Below are 17,498 nucleotides of genomic sequence, written 5' to 3' on the forward strand. Positions count from 1 at the left end.
ATTTTTTCTAAATTATTCAAACTTATTTTTAAGTTTGTCTTTTTTTATACGTTTTGATTGATTTTTGTTTCACACTTATCACCTCACTATTATTCTACAAAAAAACTGCACATATGTGCAGTTATAATTTCAAGAATTTACGTACTGAGAAAAATGAACCAATTAATCCTACAACAGCACCAAGTAGTGCAAGCAGAGCACCTAATTGCCATACTAATGGATATGGTGACATAAATGTGATCAAGTTAGATGACATCATTGATGTCATTGTCACATAAGCAAATTTATAACCATATACTAATATCAACAATGGCACAATAGAACCAATAAGTCCAATAAAGATACCTTCTAACATAAATGGAATACGGATATACCAGTTAGAAGCACCGACCATTCTCATGATTGAGATTTCTGTTGATCGAGATGTAATAGTGATTTTTATAGTATTCGCAATCATAAATAATGCGACTACGATTAATGCCACTACAAAAATAGCTCCACCATTACGCACAGATTCAAGGATATCCACTAATTTATTTGTAGAAGATCCACCATAAGTCACTTCTTTCACACAAGGAATATCACCAATCTTCTTCGCAATCTTATCAAGATTCTTTGCATTCTTGACTTCTACAATATATGCATCACCAAGAGGATTATCATTACGATAGTTTTCAAATAACTGTTTTGAATTCTTATCCTGAGATGCAATTAATTTGTCTAATTCTTTATCTTTACTTGAATAATTAACTTTCTTAATACCAGTTAATTTATTGATTTCATCTCCTACCGCTTTACTTTGTTCATCGGTAGCTGCTCTATCAACCTTAACATAGATATTTAAGCTGTTTTCAATATTCACAGTCATATGGTTCACATTGATTGCGATAACCGAAACAACACCAATCAATATTAACGTAATAGTTACTGCAAAGATAGATGAAATAGACATTACACCGTTTCTCCAGATATTCTGGAAAGCAGTTTTACAATGCTTAGGCATTGCCTTTAATTCTTCTACGAATTCCATGACTGATAACCTCCTAAACTTGTATCTGTTGTGACACAACCATCTTCAATAAGAATAGTTCTCTTCTTATTTCTCTGAACGATTTCACGGTCATGTGTGACAACAAGTACAGTTGTCTGACGGACATCATTGATTCTTTCTAGAAGTTCAATGATTCCCTGAGATGTTTCAGGATCTAGGTTACCTGTTGGTTCATCCGCAATTAATACTTTAGGCTGATTAACAATAGCACGGGCAATCGCTACACGCTGCTGCTGCCCACCCGATAATTCATGTGGGAACGAATTCGCTTTGTCTTCTAGACCTACAAGTTCTAGTACATTACGAACTTTTTTTCTGATTTCAGTTTTTGGTGTATTAGTTACTTCTAGCGCAAAAGCGACATTTTCAAAGACTGTCTTTTTTTGTAGAAGACGATAGTTCTGGAATACAACTCCAATCCTGCGTCTAAAATATGGGACTTTAGAGTTCTTAATACGAGATACATCGGTTCCATCAACAATAACTTTACCTCTTGTTGCTTTTTCTTCACGATAGAGAAGCTTGATAAATGTAGATTTACCAGCACCAGTTGGACCAATGACATAAACAAATTCGCCAGCATCGATTGTAAGTGACATATCATTTACAGCACGTACGCCAGTTTTATAAACTTTTGTTACGTTTTCAAGTTTAATCATTTCTTGCATAGCATCACACTCCTTGTTTTCCCATTATAGCACATACTCAAAATAAGTAATGCTTAATTTTAAATTTCTTTTGAAGACCATCTGTCAAGATTAACGTTAGGTAATGTAAAGCCTCTTCCGTTTACACTATGAACTTCACTTGTGATTTCAAAGGCTTCTGGATCCATTTCCTGAATAATATCATGGAATGCAGCATATTCACGTCTATTTAAGACTACCATAACAGCCTTAGAATCATTCTTCATAAATCCAGTTGTGATATTTAAGAATGTACAACCACGATCCACATCTTTCATTAAACGTTCAGCAATTTCTTCATAATGTTCTGATACAACAATAACCTGGATGTTGTTTTGTCCAAGTAACATCATCTTATCAATAATATATGTAGACATCACAACAGTAATAATACCATAGAGGATTTCTTCAACATTTGAAAATGGGATCTGAATAAGTAGAATCAAAATATCAAATATATTAATTAATAATCCTAGAGAAAGACCTGTATACTTATTCACAAGTAATGGTGGAATATCCATACCACCTGTACTATAACCAAGTCTTAATACAAGTCCTAGACCTACCCCGATAAGGAATCCTGCATAAACAGCTGCAAGTAATGTATCCTTAGTTAAATGTGTCAAACAGTAACTCTTTTCAAATAATGCAAGGAAGAATGGGAATGCGAATGTAGAAACGAGTGTTCCTACTGCAAACTTCTTCCCTAATACAATATAGCCAACAACAAATGCGATTATGTTAATGGCGAGTACAAGTGTTGATAAATGAACATAGAACACATAATGCTGGAATGAAAGGGCAAGACCTGATGCCCCACCAAGAATAATCTTAGCTGGTACCGCAAAACCTGCAGTACCTAAAGCCATAATGGCATTACCTAGCATAACTAAAATAAAATCAATCACTAATTTCTTTGCAGAATGTATTTTACTCATTATTTTTCTCCTTAACTTGAGATCTTAAATAAGCATAAATAAGATCATCAAGATCACCATCTAATATTTTCTTTGGATCATTTGATTCATAACCAGAACGGTTATCTTTGACCATAGAATAAGGATGAAGAACATAAGAACGGATTTGAGATCCCCATTCAATATTCTTCTTTTCACCTTGAATTTCAGATAGTTTTTCAGCATGAGCTTCCTGCATCAATAAATACAATTTACTCTTTAACATCAACATGGCCTGTTCTCTGTTCTGTAACTGAGAACGCTGTGACTGACAAGAAACAACTGTATTCGTAGGAATATGCGTAATACGAACTGCTGAATCAGTTTTATTAATATGCTGTCCTCCAGCACCGGATGCACGATATGTATCAATACGCAGATCCTTTGGATCAATCATAATCTCAATATCATCATCTAATTCAGGTGAAACTTCTACAGACGCAAATGATGTATGTCTTCTTTTTGATGAATCAAACGGTGAAATACGTACAAGTCGATGAACACCCTTCTCTGCTCTTAGATGACCATACGCATTATAACCAGTAAAACGGATAGAACATGATTTTAATCCTGCTTCATCACCTGCAAGATAATCATCAACGTCAACCTTCCATCCTTTCTTTTCGCCATAACGTATATACATACGCATAAGCATCTCAGCCCAGTCCTGAGATTCAGTTCCTCCAGCTCCTGGATGAATTTCTACAATCGCATTAGAATGATCATATTCTTGATCAAATAATAATGTCTTTTCAAATTCATCGAGATTCTTTTGGAATTTAATATAATCTTCTTCTAAAGAAGCCATAAAGTCAGGATCTTCAGTATCCTTGACATATTCATATACTTCAACAAGTTCTTTATAGCTTGCTTCTAAAGAATCATCTGTATCAGCCACTTTCTTCATTTCATTCAGATGAGCATATACTTTAGTCGCATGTGCCTGATCATCCCAGAAATGTTCGTCCATTGTCTGTACAGTTAGTCCTTCTATTTCTCTTTTTAGTACTTCAATATTTGCAGAAACATATAATTGGTCTAATAATAAACGGGCATCTTCCAGCCCGTTTTTGATTTCATATAATTCCATTATTTAAATTCAAGTTCAACCTTGATTTCTGGAATGTTCATTTCTGCTTCTGTACCAGGACGGATACCCATATGGACAATATTACGAGCAATTTCCTGAGAAATAGATTTTGTCATCTCTTCGAACATATAGAAACCTTCTTCTGTATATTCCTGAAGAGGATCACGCTGTGCATAAGCTCTTAAGTAGATACCATTTCTAAGTTTCTGCATTGCATCAATATGATTGATCCATGTATGGTCAATGATACCTAAAAGAACACGACGTTCATAATCAAGTTTTACTGAATCTTCTAGATCCTTATTGAATCTGTTTTCATAGCTCATGAATACAACTTCACTGACTGCATCAATGACCTTCTGAGGATCATTCACTGCTTTGTCTGGATTCTTAGCTACTAATTCACTTAATAACATGTAGTTCTTACCAACGTAGTTTAAGAATTTTTCAATATCTACAACTGGCTTCTTACCTTCATTATTAGTGAACTTAGGCATATCTAGTTCGATAGCTGTTAAGAATTCACCCTTGATGATTTCTGATAAGTCTTTAGAACGCATGATATCATCTCTTTCTTTATACATGATTTCACGCTGCTGACGCATAATATCATCATATTCTAGTAGCTGCTTACGCATATCGAAGTTCTGACCTTCTACACGCTTCTGAGCAGTTTCAATAGACTTAGTAATCATCTTAGATTCAATGGCTTCATCATCCATGAATGAATCAGTGAGAGCTTTAATCTTTTCACTTGCGAATCTCTGCATCAATTCATCTTCAAATGATACAAAGAACTGTGAACATCCTGGGTCACCCTGACGACCAGAACGTCCTCTTAACTGGTTATCGATACGTCTAGATTCATGACGTTCAGAACCAATAACCATTAAACCACCAATTTCAGCTACACCTTCACCAAGCTTGATATCAGTACCACGACCAGCCATGTTAGTAGCGATTGTAACAGCACCCTTCACACCAGCCTTAGCGATAATAGCAGCTTCTTTAGCATGGTTTTTAGCGTTTAATGTATTATGCTTAATACCTTTTGCGCTTAACATCTTAGATAAGATTTCAGATGTTTCTACAGCCACTGTACCAAGAAGGATTGGCTGACCATAAGCATGGCGCATTTCTACTTCTCTAATAATAGCTGCATATTTAGCTTTCTTGCTTGAGAATACTAAATCTGGTTTATCATCACGAATAACAGGCTTGTTTGTAGGAATAACTACAACACGCATGTTATAGATCTGACGGAATTCTTCTTCTTCAGTCTTTGCAGTACCTGTCATACCAGCTAGTTTATCAAATAATCTGAAGAAGTTCTGATAAGTAATTGTGGCAAGTGTAACAGTTTCTTCTTTGATTGGTACACCTTCTTTTGCTTCAATAGCCTGATGTAAACCATCAGAATAAGCACGACCTGGCATAACACGTCCAGTAAACTGGTCAATGATCATAATAGAAGCATTTCTAATATCATGGCTGCCATCTTCAGTCGCAATCATGTATTCAATGTCCTTAGTCATTGTATAGTTTGCTTTAAGTGCCTGGTTGATATAGTGTACTAATGCAGTATTTTGTGGATCATATAGGTTTTCTACATTAAATGCCTTTTCTGCTTTCGCAATACCATCAGGTGTTAATGTACATGTCTTACTTTCTACATCTACCTGATAATCCTTTTCATTCTTTAAGCTCTTCGCAAAGTGGTCAGCAGATATATACATAGAAGCAGTCTTCTTCTTACCACCACTAATAATTAATGGAGTACGTGATTCATCGATTAAGATAGAGTCTACTTCATCGACTAATGCATAATGTAATGGACGAAGTACTTTATCTTCATAGTTAGTTACCATGTTATCACGTAAGTAATCGAATCCTAATTCAGCATTTGTAGTATATGTAATATCACATGCATGCTGTTTTCTCTTATCATCTGCATCTAGTTCTCTTTCATTTAAACCAACAGTCAAACCTAAGAACTTATAAACCTGTCCATTTAATTCACAGTCACGACGTGCTAAATATTCGTTAACTGTAACGACATGAACACCCTTACCATCTAAGGCATTCAAATAAACTGGGAAGATAGATGTTAGAGTTTTACCTTCACCTGTTTTCATTTCTGCAATATCACCATTATGAAGTGAAATAGCACCCATTAACTGTACTTTGAAGGCTTTGAGTCCTAGTACTCTATAAGCTGCTTCACGTACAACCGCAAATGCTTCTGGTAAAATATCATCTAATGTCTCACCCTTTGCTAGACGATCTTTAAAGAACTGAGTCTGAGCACATAATTCTTCATCACTCATCGCCTGAGCCTGAGGTTCTATCGCAATAATTTCATCTGCCTGTTTTTCTAATTTACGTAGAATTGAACTGTCCTGTGAGAAAATACTCTTAATACGGCCAGTTATTCCTTTTTTCTCTTTCTGAGGTGTTGTAGAGAATGGTAATGGTTTTGCATCTGTCTTAATATCGTCAAATGATTCTACAATGATATCATCACCACGATGATCACCTAAATCAACGATTTCAGCCTCTTGATTGAGTTCCTGATGCTCCATTCCTTCCTTTTTCAACTTTTTCTTAACTTGTTTTCTAATTTCTTGTTTTTTACTAGGCATGATGTGTCTCCTTTCAATACAAAATCGTATACATTATATCATACATACCGCAAAAAACAAAAGATTTTATATACTCCTTGCTTGTTTAATTATTCCCAAGTTTACAAGATATTTTTCTTTCATAGAGAGGATCAATATTTCGATTTTTTGAGGTTTTTCTTTTTCAATTAATTCAAGACAGGTCTTGATTGTTTCTCCAGAAGTCATCACATCATCTAAGAGTAATATTTTCCTATTTTTAAGGAATGCACCACCTCTTAAACCAATAACATCACGTATCCCTGCTCTTTGTGTATAAGACTGATCACTTTGTTTATAATCTACCTTCTTATAGAGTCCATTGAAAACATGAGAGTGAATTGTCATTGCGATGGCTTGGTTAGGGGCAAAACCACGCACAACATTAGCCTTTGACGCACTTGGCGCAACAACAATCAAATAATCCTTATAGCGTCTTTGTAGTTCTCTTTTGTACATATCTAAGAAAGCATCCTTTAAGGCATAATCATATTGTCCCTTATAACGAAAAAGCAGGGTACGGAAGAAGTCATTGTAAGCATATAATATGCGTAGCGGATAACCTTGAAAGTTTGTCTTAATATCAATTCTCTGAAATAAAGATAAACAGGAGGAACAGATACAGTGATGCGTAAATAGTTGATGAAAAGAAGATGTTTTAGATATAGAGGATAAACAGATCAAACAGACATCCTGTTGAGCTTCTGAATGGTTTTTATACATCCCTTCATCGCCTTTGAATAATGGTTGTCTATTAATAATATTCTTCCATCCTCATATCCTATTTTTCTTCCTACTCTTCCCGCAATCTGTATCAATGTTCTTTCATCAAATATACGATCTCCTGCTTCTAATACAATCACTTGTACATCTTCTATTGTGATTCCTCTTTCTAATATCGTTGTGGTGATTAAAACTTCTAGTAATCCTTCTTTAAAATCCTTTGTATATTCATTTAAATATGGAGATTCAGAACTTACACCCTGTACTTTATATGTATCCTTTAATAAGTCTGCATAGTATTGTGCATCACTTTTCCTAGGTACATATACGAGTACTTTCTGGTGTGTTTCTAATAGTTTCTTAATCCAATATTTCAAGGATATGAGCCACAAAAATTGAGGAATGATATAAATATGAGGAACAGGCAGATCATGACCATGGTAGCGTCGATTCATGATCATGACACATTCATCATGAATATCTTCCTCAAGTAATGTAGCGGATAATTTAATATACCTTTTAGAGGCATGATAAAAGATAGAGTTCAATACATCATCTCCATAAAAAGGAAAAGCATCTGCTTCATCCATAATAATTAAATCAAAAGGAGAAGATACAAATCGATAGAGCTGATGAGTTGTACAAATGATTAAGGGAGCATCACTATTTTCTTGATAGCCCCCATATAGAAGACCAATGGTTAAGTGAGGAAAATCCTTCTGAATTCTTTCATGTAATTCTATACACAATTGTCTTCTTGGGATTGTGAAGCATACTCGTCCACCATTTTCAATCACATGCTTGATGATTGCATAAGAAATTTCTGTTTTACCAGAGCCACATACGGCAAGGACAATAGAATTCGTGGCATTCTCATAATTCGTGATAAGTTGATCAGAGATGAACTGCTGGCGGGATGATAATCTAAAAGAAAGATGATAGGACGCATCAGTCATTATTAAAGGAGTCTTGTGTATTGGATAAACTTCATCTAAATAAGTACGTCCAAATGCTATGCACTTTCTACAATAAGGTCTCTTATTGATATAGCTAATGTAGTTTTCATCCTCATTGCCACATACAGGACACTTCACAATCACCACCTCCTTTGGCCCTCTACTAACCTATACATCTAGAAGCTGGTTTTTTTCTCAAAAAAAGTTAAATTTTTTTCAAAAAAAACTATGAGCATCGCTCATAGTCACATATATTGACTTTAAATTTGTTGTAAACTATAATAGAAACGAAAGATGGAACAACCAGTAAGCGGTTGTCCTTGGATTTATTTTTGGTAAGTAACTACCTCAAACTTTTCCTAGGAACGAGGTAGTTACTTTTTTTCGTTCTTATCAATAATGATAAGAAGTAATCTAACAACAAGTGTCAATAAAGATATGATCAGTGTCAAACACGTTAACATAATCATGATTATTTCATACGTTATCATCAGGCATCACCTCCGTTTTCAACTTAAGAGAAGAATCACGAAGGGTTGCGTACCTTCGTCATAACGACCAAGGATAACCACCTACCGTATACGGTTGTTCCAGGCATAATTATATCATAGAAATCTATCTGCCTGGATAAGTAATCAATTATCACAATTTCATAATAAATCACAATTTATTGGTAGAAATACAGCATAAAACAACCCCTAAGCTATTGTACTTGCTTAGAGGCTGTTTCGATTTTTTTTATTGTCTTTAAAACGCAGAAGAAGCATTAATTTGTTGTTTTAAACAAAGAATTAACAATCAACCCACGTAATATCATTTTCTATTTCCCAAAAAGTCTTTCCATCAAAAATTCGATCTGATAAGAAATCTTCCACAGGATAATTATTGTTGTCACCTTTCCATTTATAGTCTTTACCGTTTTCTTTCATTTCGTAGAGCACTAACTCTAATATATCATTTTCTATCCAGCCTTCTAGAAAATATTTTGTACCATTATATAGGAACCATGATTCATCACCATAATGTATATGATCTACAAATTCCTGAACATTACCATTTTTCATACTGAGCCACTCCCTTCAATTTGATAATGATATTCGTCACATATTCTCATTTAAAGCAATGTACCATCTGGCAATCCATATTTACCATTACATTACGCCTTCTCTTGTTTCAATAGTTTGTTATTTTCATGCTCAAGTTTTGTGAATAAAGATGTTAGTCTTCTACTTTCAAATCATATTCTCTAATAAGTCTACGGGCAATCATCTTATTCACATGAGTCCTCTTAATAGTGATAGTGCGTTCACCATTAGAGTAAATACAATGGTCCCCTTTCGCATGTCTAAGGAAATGATAACCATTGTTTTCTAGTATTCTTTTGAACTCTATGATCGAGTAAGTTCTTGCTTTCATGGTCTTTCCTCCTTGTCTATCTCTATTCTACCACACTTATAATATCAAACGATTATTTTTCATATAACGACATAATTAATCACAATTTACTGTAAATGCTAAATTATAATTATTTTTTAATGTTTTTATAATAATTTATTATTGCATTGACTAAATGTTTGTACTATACTTAGACCCAACAAAGGCGAAGACGAGGAGAGTAATCTATGACAGAGACTCTAGCGAGTAAGTGATTGGTGGAAGACTTACAGTTAAGTGATAGATGAAGAACACCTCTGAGCTGTCTACCCAAAGCATAATGCAAGTAGGCTAGAACGTTCTTTCAGCGACGTTACCGCTGGCGGGTATCGCATGCTCTTTGAAGTATGTCTGTACTTAGTTATAGACTCAACGACTTAGTAAGATACTCGCACCACAAAGCGAGTTTTTTTTGACTCAAGTATAGGAGGAAGATGTAAATGTGTGGTTTTCTAACAATGGGTTCTACAGAAGTAGAAATTGATGTATTTGATGAAGCTTTAGGAAAGATTGAAGGTAGAGGTCCTGATATGATTGAGACTTCTAGATTATTTGATAAGACTTTTGGTTTCAATAGATTAGCTATTATGGATTTAAGTGAAAATGGTATGCAGCCATTTTCTGATGATCATACAATTGTAGTATGTAATGGAGAAATCTATAACTACCCAGAATTAAAGAAGAATATTATGGATGAATATACTTTTAAGTCTTCTAGTGACTGTGAAGTATTAATTCCTTTATATAGAAAATATGGTTTAGATACACTTGTAAGATATTTAGATGGTGAATATGCATTCTGTTTATATGATGCAAACGCTGATAAGATGATGGCTGCTAGAGATCCAATTGGTATTCGTCCAATGTTTTATGGATATACTGAAAAAGGCACTATCGCATTTGGTTCTGAAGCCAAAGCTTTAATGCCTGTCTGTAAAGAAATTATGCCTTTCCCACCAGGACATTATTATGATGGTGAAAAGTTTGTATGCTTCAATGATGTGGCTGATGTGAAATTAATGCATAATGATGATGTAGAAACAATCGCCTTGAACCTACGTGTTAAATTAATAGAATCCGTTAAGAAGAGACTACAGAGTGATGCCCCTGTTGGTTATTTATTATCTGGTGGTTTAGATTCATCATTAGTATGTGCGATTGGTCAGCGTATTACTGATACACCTATTAAGACATTTGCGATTGGTATGGAAACAGATCCTATTGACTTAAAGTATGCGAAAGAAGTCGCTGAATTCTTAGGTACTGATCATACAGAAGTTATTATGACTAAAGAAGATGTATTAGGTTCTTTAAGAGAAGTCATTCGCACATTAGAAACTTGGGATATTACGACTATTCGTGCAAGTATTGGTATGTATCTTCTTTGTAAATATATTCATGAACATACTGATTTAAAGGTTATTCTAACAGGTGAAGTCAGTGACGAATTATTTGGTTATAAATATACAGACTTTGCACCTAGTCCTGAAGAATTCCAGAAGGAATCTCAAAAACGTATGCGTGAATTATATATGTATGATGTATTAAGAGCAGATAGATGTATTAGTGCAAATGCCTTAGAAGGACGTGTTCCTTTCGCAGATCTTGATTTTGTGGATTATACTATGCGTATTGATCCTAAGAAGAAAATGAACACTTACAACAAAGGTAAATATCTATTAAGACATGCTTTTGAAGGTTTAAACTATCTTCCTCATGATATCTTATTTAGAGAAAAAGCTGCATTCTCTGATGCAGTAGGACATTCTATGGTAGATTACTTAAAAGAGTATGCTGATTCATTATATACAGATGAAGATGTAGTAAACGCTAAAGAGAAGTATCCTTACTGTACACCATTTACTAAAGAATCATTATTATATCGTGATATCTTTGAATCTTATTATCCAGGAAAAGCTAAATGGATCAAAGACTTCTGGATGCCTAATAAGACATGGGAAAACTGTGATGTGAATGACCCAAGTGCCAGAGTACTTAAAAACTATGGAGATTCTGGAAAATAATATTATAATAAGAATGAGGTGATGATTATGTTAGGTACATTATTATCTGCGGTGTTCTTTCTTGCATTTCTTCCATTTATTGTGATGTTCTATGTATTTAAATGGAGTTTAAAAGTTGTGATTTATCTCGTTCTTATTTTCCTTGCATTAGGATTTTTGGAAATCATTATATAGAGGCTATGAGTTATTCATAGTCTTTTTTTAATGCATAAAAAAACGTGGTTTCCCACGTTAACTACTATTGGTGCTCGGAATGGGACTTGAACCCACACGGCATAAACCACCAGTACCTGAAACTGGCGTGTCTACCATTCCACCATCCGAGCATTCAACAGTTTTGATTTTATTCTCGTTTTATTTGTTTGTCAAATATTATTCATCATGGCATTCACAGCTATCATGACTGCATCCACAAGTAGGTTCTGACTCAGGAACTAGTGTACCATCTAAATAAGATTTTACTGCAGTATCACAATCACCTGTCACTCCACCTACGACATTAATATTAGACCCACTTAAAGCCATAATAGCACCTCTGCCAATACCGCCACAGATCAATACATCTACATTTAAGTTAGATAATAAGATTGCTAGAGCACCATGGCCTAATCCTTCTGTACCAACGACCTGTGATTCTTTGATTTCATTGTTTTCTACATCATATAATTTAAATTGTGAAGTTTTCCCAAAGTGTGGAAAAACTGTTTCGTTTTCATAAGTTACCGCAATTCTCATAATATGTTCTCCTTTTACTTTTAAAACAGGATAACCTGTTTTCTTTATACATTCATTGCCTTCAATTCTTAAAGGATAGCCTTCCATAATACTGCGTGCTATCTTTTTTCTTGCTCTGGCATATATTTCAGTGACTGTAGTACGTGATATATTCATCTTATCAGCGCATTTGGCGTGTGTATAGGACTTATAGTCTATAAGACGGATGACCTCAAATTCATCTAATTCAAGCTCTATATAGCCTCTTTGAGGTATACCATCAGGTACAAACATATTGTATTCAGGAAATCCTGTAATTGTCCTTGATCTCTTTGGTCTAGCCATACGTTCCTCCAGTTACTGACATATGTCGATAATATTATAGCACAAAGAATTATAAAAAAAAGCAGTTTTCACTGCTTTAGAGTAATCTTATTGCGCCTTGTTCTCTTGTATGAATAATATAACAAGAACCCTTACCAAATATAGAATCCACATACGATGCATAATCATTAATTCTATTTGTTTTCACAAAGGCAAGCATAGTACTTGAGAATCCTCCACCATTCACTTTCACAACACCATCTTCACCTAAAAAGTTTTCACTTAATACAATAGCTGTACCAATATTTTGATGACGTGTACTTTCCTGTGGATAAATATTCTGTAGTGCTTTAAATGTAGAGTCTCCAGATTCTCTTACTAGTTTTAAGAAAGTATCAAAATCTCCCTTTTCAAGTACTTCTGTCTGCTTTAAGACACGATCTTCTTCTTTAAAGAAATGAAGTGCTCGAAGTGCTGGACGATCCCCTACTCTTGCTCTTACTATACGGTAGTTCTTCATGAACTCATCATAAGAAACATCTCTTAAGACATCTTTCTTAAAGAAGTTAGCCACCTTGATCATTTCTTTCGGAATAGCATCATAATCAATTGTATTATCCGATCTACACACATTAGAATTCACACAACATAGAGTATAATCAAAATTTGAAAAATCAGTATTCAACTTATAAATATCAGGTGAATTAGGATCCCTAAAATCCACTTTAATAAATCCACCTACGCAGCAGACACATTCATTCATTAAACCACTTGGCTTACAATAAAATATATTTGTCGCAAAACGACCAATCTGGACAAGATATTTATTTTCAATTTTTCCTTCATTATATAAATAGTTAATAATGGTACCAATCATAATATTAAAATTAGCACTAGAACCTAAACCTACCTTTCTAGGAATATCACATTGAATATAAGCATTAAAACCACCTATATGATAATTCTTCTGGTTTAAACCAAATAATACACCATTGATCAATGATTCCATTGTGCCTTTCTTGGCTTCATTATATTTTATATTTTCTGTATCTATTTCATTAATATTAAGTTCATTATAAATAACCTTCACATAACGATCCTGTTTGCCTACTATACCAATAGAATCTAATTGAATAGCGGATGCAAGAACACGTCCTTGCTGGTGATCGGTATGATTCCCACCTATTTCACATTTACCAGGAACACTAAATATCATAATATCCTGATCTCCATAATAATCCATAAAGGATTGTATAGCTTCTTTATATCTTAATACCTGCTCATCTATATTTTCTGAGTAAATTCCTCTTAATAGAGGAATCATTTCACCACTAGAAAGTCTTTGTAGTACTTCAGATGCTTTCATAGTGTAATCCCCCCCCTTTTTTTCTTGTAAACGGTTGCATTCTTATTTTATCATGTATTTGTTTGATTACAATGTTTCATGGTATATTTTACATCAAAATTACATAAACACTTTGTTCGTTTTTTTATTCTATTTTGTGCATAATGTGCATAAGTGTGAATAATTCGTTTTCTTTAGTATATATCATATCTTTTTAAAATATATGTAAATCGTGATACTATAGTGCCTAATTTTAGGCGTTAAATAACCTTACTTGTTCACGAAGACCATAAGCGCTTTGTAGTGACTTTGTCATTATATGAAAACGGATACAAAAAAAGAATAGTGAATTAATAACCATTCTCTTCTAATGCAGCACCATTTGTTTCAATGATATGCTTCATCCAGTTATATGATTTCTTCTTAGTACGTTTTAATGTACCTTGTCCTTGATCATCCATGTCTACATTGGCGTTTTTTCATCTCTCCAGTGACTAAATCAATAGGTGCCCACATATGAGAAAAAGTAGGTTTCCCTACTTTTCTTCCAACATTTCTATAACCTTAATAACATCCCAATAGAATGATTCTTCACCGACATATGTATCAAAGTGATGTCTTCTTAATTGTCTCATGACATTATTTTGTACACCTGTGAAATAGAGCTTTACGTTATGTGCACGACATAGTTCTACAACATCCATTAATTCATGAATACCTGAATCATCAATAGATGGTACACCTCTTACTGAGAGAATAAGATGATCACATCCATCAATAAGTTCTCTTACTTTTGATAAGAGTTGATCCTGGTTTCCAAAGAATAGTGGTCCTGCTAAATAGACTACCTGAGTTGTAGAATGGTTATAATTGATTTCTTTGTCTAATCTATGCGGTTCAATGGCACTCGTTTCTACATGTAATGAAGAGTTATTGATCACAAATAAGAACATTGAAACACAGATACCTAATACAATTGCGACTGTTAAGTCAAAGACTACTGTTGCAAGCATAGTGACTAAGAACTGTGTCATACTTGTTTTAATACGGTTTCTAAAGATTGATTTAATTTCATCCCATTCATTCATACGCCATGCAGTCATGATCAGTACTCCAGCTAAAGCCGATAAAGGGATCTGTGACATGAATGGACCTAATACAAACATAGAGATAAGTAACGCAATCGCATGGAAGATACTAACAAGTCTTGTCTGTCCTCCTGCCTTGATTGCAACACTTGTACGCGCAATTGCGGCAGTTGCTGGTACACCACCAAAGAATGGAATAACCATATTACCTACACCTTGCGCAAATAATTCCATATCTGCATCTAACTTTTCATTTTTCATCTTACCAGCACTTGCACCACATAGTAATGATTCAATCATTCCAAGCATCGCAATACTAAAAGCTGGAATAATGAGATGTGTAATAGTAGTAAGATTGAGACTTAAGATAGATAGTCTTGCATCTGGAAATAATGTAGTAGGAATCTTACCTACAACTGTGACATCAAAGTGACCTACTAAATTCACAATTAATGCGATAATGATCCCCGCAAGAGATGATGGGAAGATACTTCCCCATTTCTTAGGCCAGATCAACATAATAAAGACAACAAGTAAACCAAACATTAAAGCATACTTATTGATAGGAAAACCTAATTTAGAATAAGAGAAGAGCTTTTCAATTGTATTGCCTCCTTTAGAAGTGACTCCAAAGAAGTTATCAATTTGTCCTGTCGCAATAATAATCGCAATACCACTTGTAAAGCCTGTAATAACACTACTTGGGATAAAAGATACAACCTTCCCAAATTTAAATAGTGATGCAATAAGTAACATCACACCAGAAATAAAGCTGGCTACAAATACTCCCTGTAAACCATATGTAGTTGATAAACCAATCAAAATGGCTGACATAGCCCCTGTAGGGCCCGAAATCTGATAAGAAGCACCAGACAGTCCTCCAATTAATAAGCCTGCCACAATAGCTGTGATTAAGCCTGCACCTGCATCAGCTCCACTACTTACACCAAAAGCTAAAGCAAGTGGTAAAGCCACTGCCGCAACTGTTAAGCCTGCAAGTATATCTTTTACTAACTTTTGTGAGTTATACCCCTTAAACTCACTTTTTAATCTTAATATGTAATTGTTTAACACTTACTCCCCTGTTCCTTTCTAAAAATTACTGATTCAATATAACATAGAATTCTAAGAAAGTTTAGAAAAAATATAACTTTTTTTAATTACCCATAATCAACAGGTAAATCCAATTATTGAAATCATTTTTTATATATAAATGCCAACATAATTGAAACTGTCATTTCATATTTTGATAATTGCCTGTGGAATATGGGTATTCAAATAACTTTTACATAATCTATATATTTGTATGCTTTTTTAATTCTTTGATATTAAAACTATTAACTTCAAACCAATATTAGTATACAATACATTCTGGGGTGAATATATGAAGAAAAAGATTATAGGATTAATTGTATTGATATTACTTTGTGGAAGTATTGGAGTAGGTCATTATTTTGTGAATTATGCTTTGTCTCCTGCAAGTAATTCTAGCGAAAGAAATGTGAAGACAACTGTACATGCCTCAAATAGTAATGAATTGATTATGAATAAGAATAAAGAGGATGAGATGAAGAAAGCAGATGCTTTCTATAAGGAAACATCCTTAACATCAATTACAAGTAAGGATAAGTTAAAACTATCTGGTAACTATAAAACACAAGACTCACATAAATGGGCTCTCGTTATTCATGGTTATAAGGTGGACAACAGAAATATGATGCCTTTTGGACGTACTTATTATGATCATGGTTATAATGTATTATTACCTGATGATCGTGCTTCTGGTAAGAGTGAAGGGAATCATATTGGAATGGGGTATCTTGATAAGAATGATATGAAGCTTTGGATTAATTGGATTTTGAATAAAGATCCAAAAGCAAAGATTATAGTACATGGTGTATCCATGGGTGGTGCTACTACAATGATGTTGTCAGGAGATCATCCAAAAAATGTAGTAGGTTATATAGAAGATTGTGGTTATACAAGTGTATATGATATATTCTCTAGTGAATTAGATAAAAGATTTGGTTTACCACCATTTCCAGTGATGGATATTTCAAATATGATGTCGAATATTGAAGCAGGTTATGATTTTAAAAAAGCAAGTAGTCTAAAAGCGGTCAAGAAATGTAATAAACCAATGATGTTTATTCATGGTACAAAAGATGATTTTGTCCCTTATTCTATGGGATTAGAAGTATATAAGGTTGCAAATTGTGAGAAGGAATTATATGGTGTCAAAGGCGCAACACATGCCAATAGCTTATATATGAATCCATACGCTTATTGGAATAAAGTATTCAAGTTTATTAATGAGAAGACATCTATCGCAAGATAGATGTTTTTTTGTACTAAAAAAGCCCTCCTGTTGGAAGGCATAAAAAAAGGACCTGGCAGCTTGCTATTGTCGCGTCTTCACACTATCGTCGCCGTTATGATGCTTAACT

At 34.0% G+C, this 17,498-nt stretch carries 16 protein-coding genes and 1 tRNA gene; 3 read left to right on the forward strand and 14 right to left on the reverse strand.

The window, feature by feature from the left end:
- Window positions 1–121: 121 nt before the first annotated feature.
- From ftsX to ABUA27_RS07830, 10 genes are all read right to left on the reverse strand, one after another.
- Window positions 122–1,030, reverse strand: a complete 909-nt coding sequence (gene ftsX, locus ABUA27_RS07785) for a permease-like cell division protein FtsX (RefSeq protein WP_022424418.1) — start codon at window positions 1,028–1,030, stop codon at window positions 122–124.
- Complete coding sequence (gene ftsE, locus ABUA27_RS07790) at window positions 1,018–1,710, reverse strand: cell division ATP-binding protein FtsE (RefSeq protein ID WP_129981791.1); 693 nt, start codon at window positions 1,708–1,710, stop codon at window positions 1,018–1,020. Before ftsE ends, ftsX begins: the two co-directional genes overlap by 13 nt.
- A gap of 68 nt (window positions 1,711–1,778) precedes the next feature.
- On the reverse strand, window positions 1,779–2,675 hold the full coding sequence (locus tag ABUA27_RS07795) for a YitT family protein (protein WP_129981789.1): 897 nt from the start codon (window positions 2,673–2,675) through the stop codon (window positions 1,779–1,781).
- Window positions 2,668–3,783 (reverse strand): peptide chain release factor 2, encoded by a 1,116-nt coding sequence (gene prfB, locus ABUA27_RS07800; protein ID WP_287846239.1) that lies wholly within the window; start codon window positions 3,781–3,783, stop codon window positions 2,668–2,670. Before prfB ends, ABUA27_RS07795 begins: the two co-directional genes overlap by 8 nt.
- Entirely contained in the window at window positions 3,783–6,425 is a 2,643-nt protein-coding gene (gene secA / locus ABUA27_RS07805) for a preprotein translocase subunit SecA (RefSeq protein ID WP_129981787.1), read from the reverse strand. Before secA ends, prfB begins: the two co-directional genes overlap by 1 nt.
- A gap of 66 nt (window positions 6,426–6,491) precedes the next feature.
- A complete protein-coding gene (locus ABUA27_RS07810; RefSeq protein WP_246784102.1) occupies window positions 6,492–6,902 on the reverse strand; it encodes a phosphoribosyltransferase in 411 nt (136 codons plus the stop codon).
- A 221-nt stretch (window positions 6,903–7,123) separates the two neighbouring features.
- Window positions 7,124–8,260 carry a DEAD/DEAH box helicase gene (locus tag ABUA27_RS07815; protein ID WP_287846237.1) on the reverse strand — a complete coding sequence of 379 codons (1,137 nt, stop codon included), beginning with the start codon at window positions 8,258–8,260 and terminating at the stop codon, window positions 7,124–7,126.
- Window positions 8,261–8,496: 236 nt separating this feature from the next.
- A complete protein-coding gene (locus ABUA27_RS07820) occupies window positions 8,497–8,613 on the reverse strand; it encodes a putative holin-like toxin (RefSeq protein WP_255452562.1) in 117 nt (38 codons plus the stop codon).
- Between the two features lie 300 nt (window positions 8,614–8,913).
- Window positions 8,914–9,186 carry a hypothetical protein gene (locus ABUA27_RS07825; RefSeq protein WP_287968093.1) on the reverse strand — a complete coding sequence of 91 codons (273 nt, stop codon included), beginning with the start codon at window positions 9,184–9,186 and terminating at the stop codon, window positions 8,914–8,916.
- A gap of 154 nt (window positions 9,187–9,340) precedes the next feature.
- Complete coding sequence (locus ABUA27_RS07830) at window positions 9,341–9,538, reverse strand: type II toxin-antitoxin system HicA family toxin (RefSeq protein ID WP_303352919.1); 198 nt, start codon at window positions 9,536–9,538, stop codon at window positions 9,341–9,343.
- Between the two features lie 458 nt (window positions 9,539–9,996).
- Here ABUA27_RS07830 and asnB point away from each other — a divergent pair, with 458 nt between their 5' ends.
- Together asnB and ABUA27_RS07840 are read left to right on the forward strand one after the other, a co-directional pair.
- A complete protein-coding gene (gene asnB, locus ABUA27_RS07835) occupies window positions 9,997–11,580 on the forward strand; it encodes an asparagine synthase B (RefSeq protein ID WP_349820509.1) in 1,584 nt (527 codons plus the stop codon).
- A 27-nt stretch (window positions 11,581–11,607) separates the two neighbouring features.
- Entirely contained in the window at window positions 11,608–11,754 is a 147-nt protein-coding gene (locus ABUA27_RS07840; RefSeq protein WP_349820510.1) for a hypothetical protein, read from the forward strand.
- Window positions 11,755–11,822: 68 nt separating this feature from the next.
- Here the strand turns inward: ABUA27_RS07840 and ABUA27_RS07845 are convergent.
- From ABUA27_RS07845 to ABUA27_RS07865, 4 genes are all read right to left on the reverse strand, one after another.
- Window positions 11,823–11,906, reverse strand: a tRNA-Leu gene (locus ABUA27_RS07845).
- Between the two features lie 46 nt (window positions 11,907–11,952).
- Complete coding sequence (locus tag ABUA27_RS07850; RefSeq protein ID WP_129981783.1) at window positions 11,953–12,639, reverse strand: DUF134 domain-containing protein; 687 nt, start codon at window positions 12,637–12,639, stop codon at window positions 11,953–11,955.
- A gap of 76 nt (window positions 12,640–12,715) precedes the next feature.
- A complete protein-coding gene (locus ABUA27_RS07855) occupies window positions 12,716–13,984 on the reverse strand; it encodes a galactokinase (protein WP_349820511.1) in 1,269 nt (422 codons plus the stop codon).
- 515 nt (window positions 13,985–14,499) lie between these two features.
- Window positions 14,500–16,125, reverse strand: coding sequence for a SulP family inorganic anion transporter (locus ABUA27_RS07865; RefSeq protein WP_129982319.1), 1,626 nt, complete (start codon window positions 16,123–16,125; stop codon window positions 14,500–14,502).
- A 310-nt stretch (window positions 16,126–16,435) separates the two neighbouring features.
- Between ABUA27_RS07865 and ABUA27_RS07870 the strand changes: the two genes are divergently transcribed.
- Window positions 16,436–17,389 carry an alpha/beta hydrolase gene (locus ABUA27_RS07870; protein WP_287846222.1) on the forward strand — a complete coding sequence of 318 codons (954 nt, stop codon included), beginning with the start codon at window positions 16,436–16,438 and terminating at the stop codon, window positions 17,387–17,389.
- Window positions 17,390–17,498 lie beyond the last annotated feature (109 nt).

The sequence above is a fragment of the Catenibacterium sp. RTP21428st1_D7_RTP21428_210409 genome, from assembly GCF_040227455.1.
Taxonomy (GTDB): Bacteria; Bacillota_I; Bacilli_A; order Erysipelotrichales; family Coprobacillaceae; genus Catenibacterium; species Catenibacterium mitsuoka_A.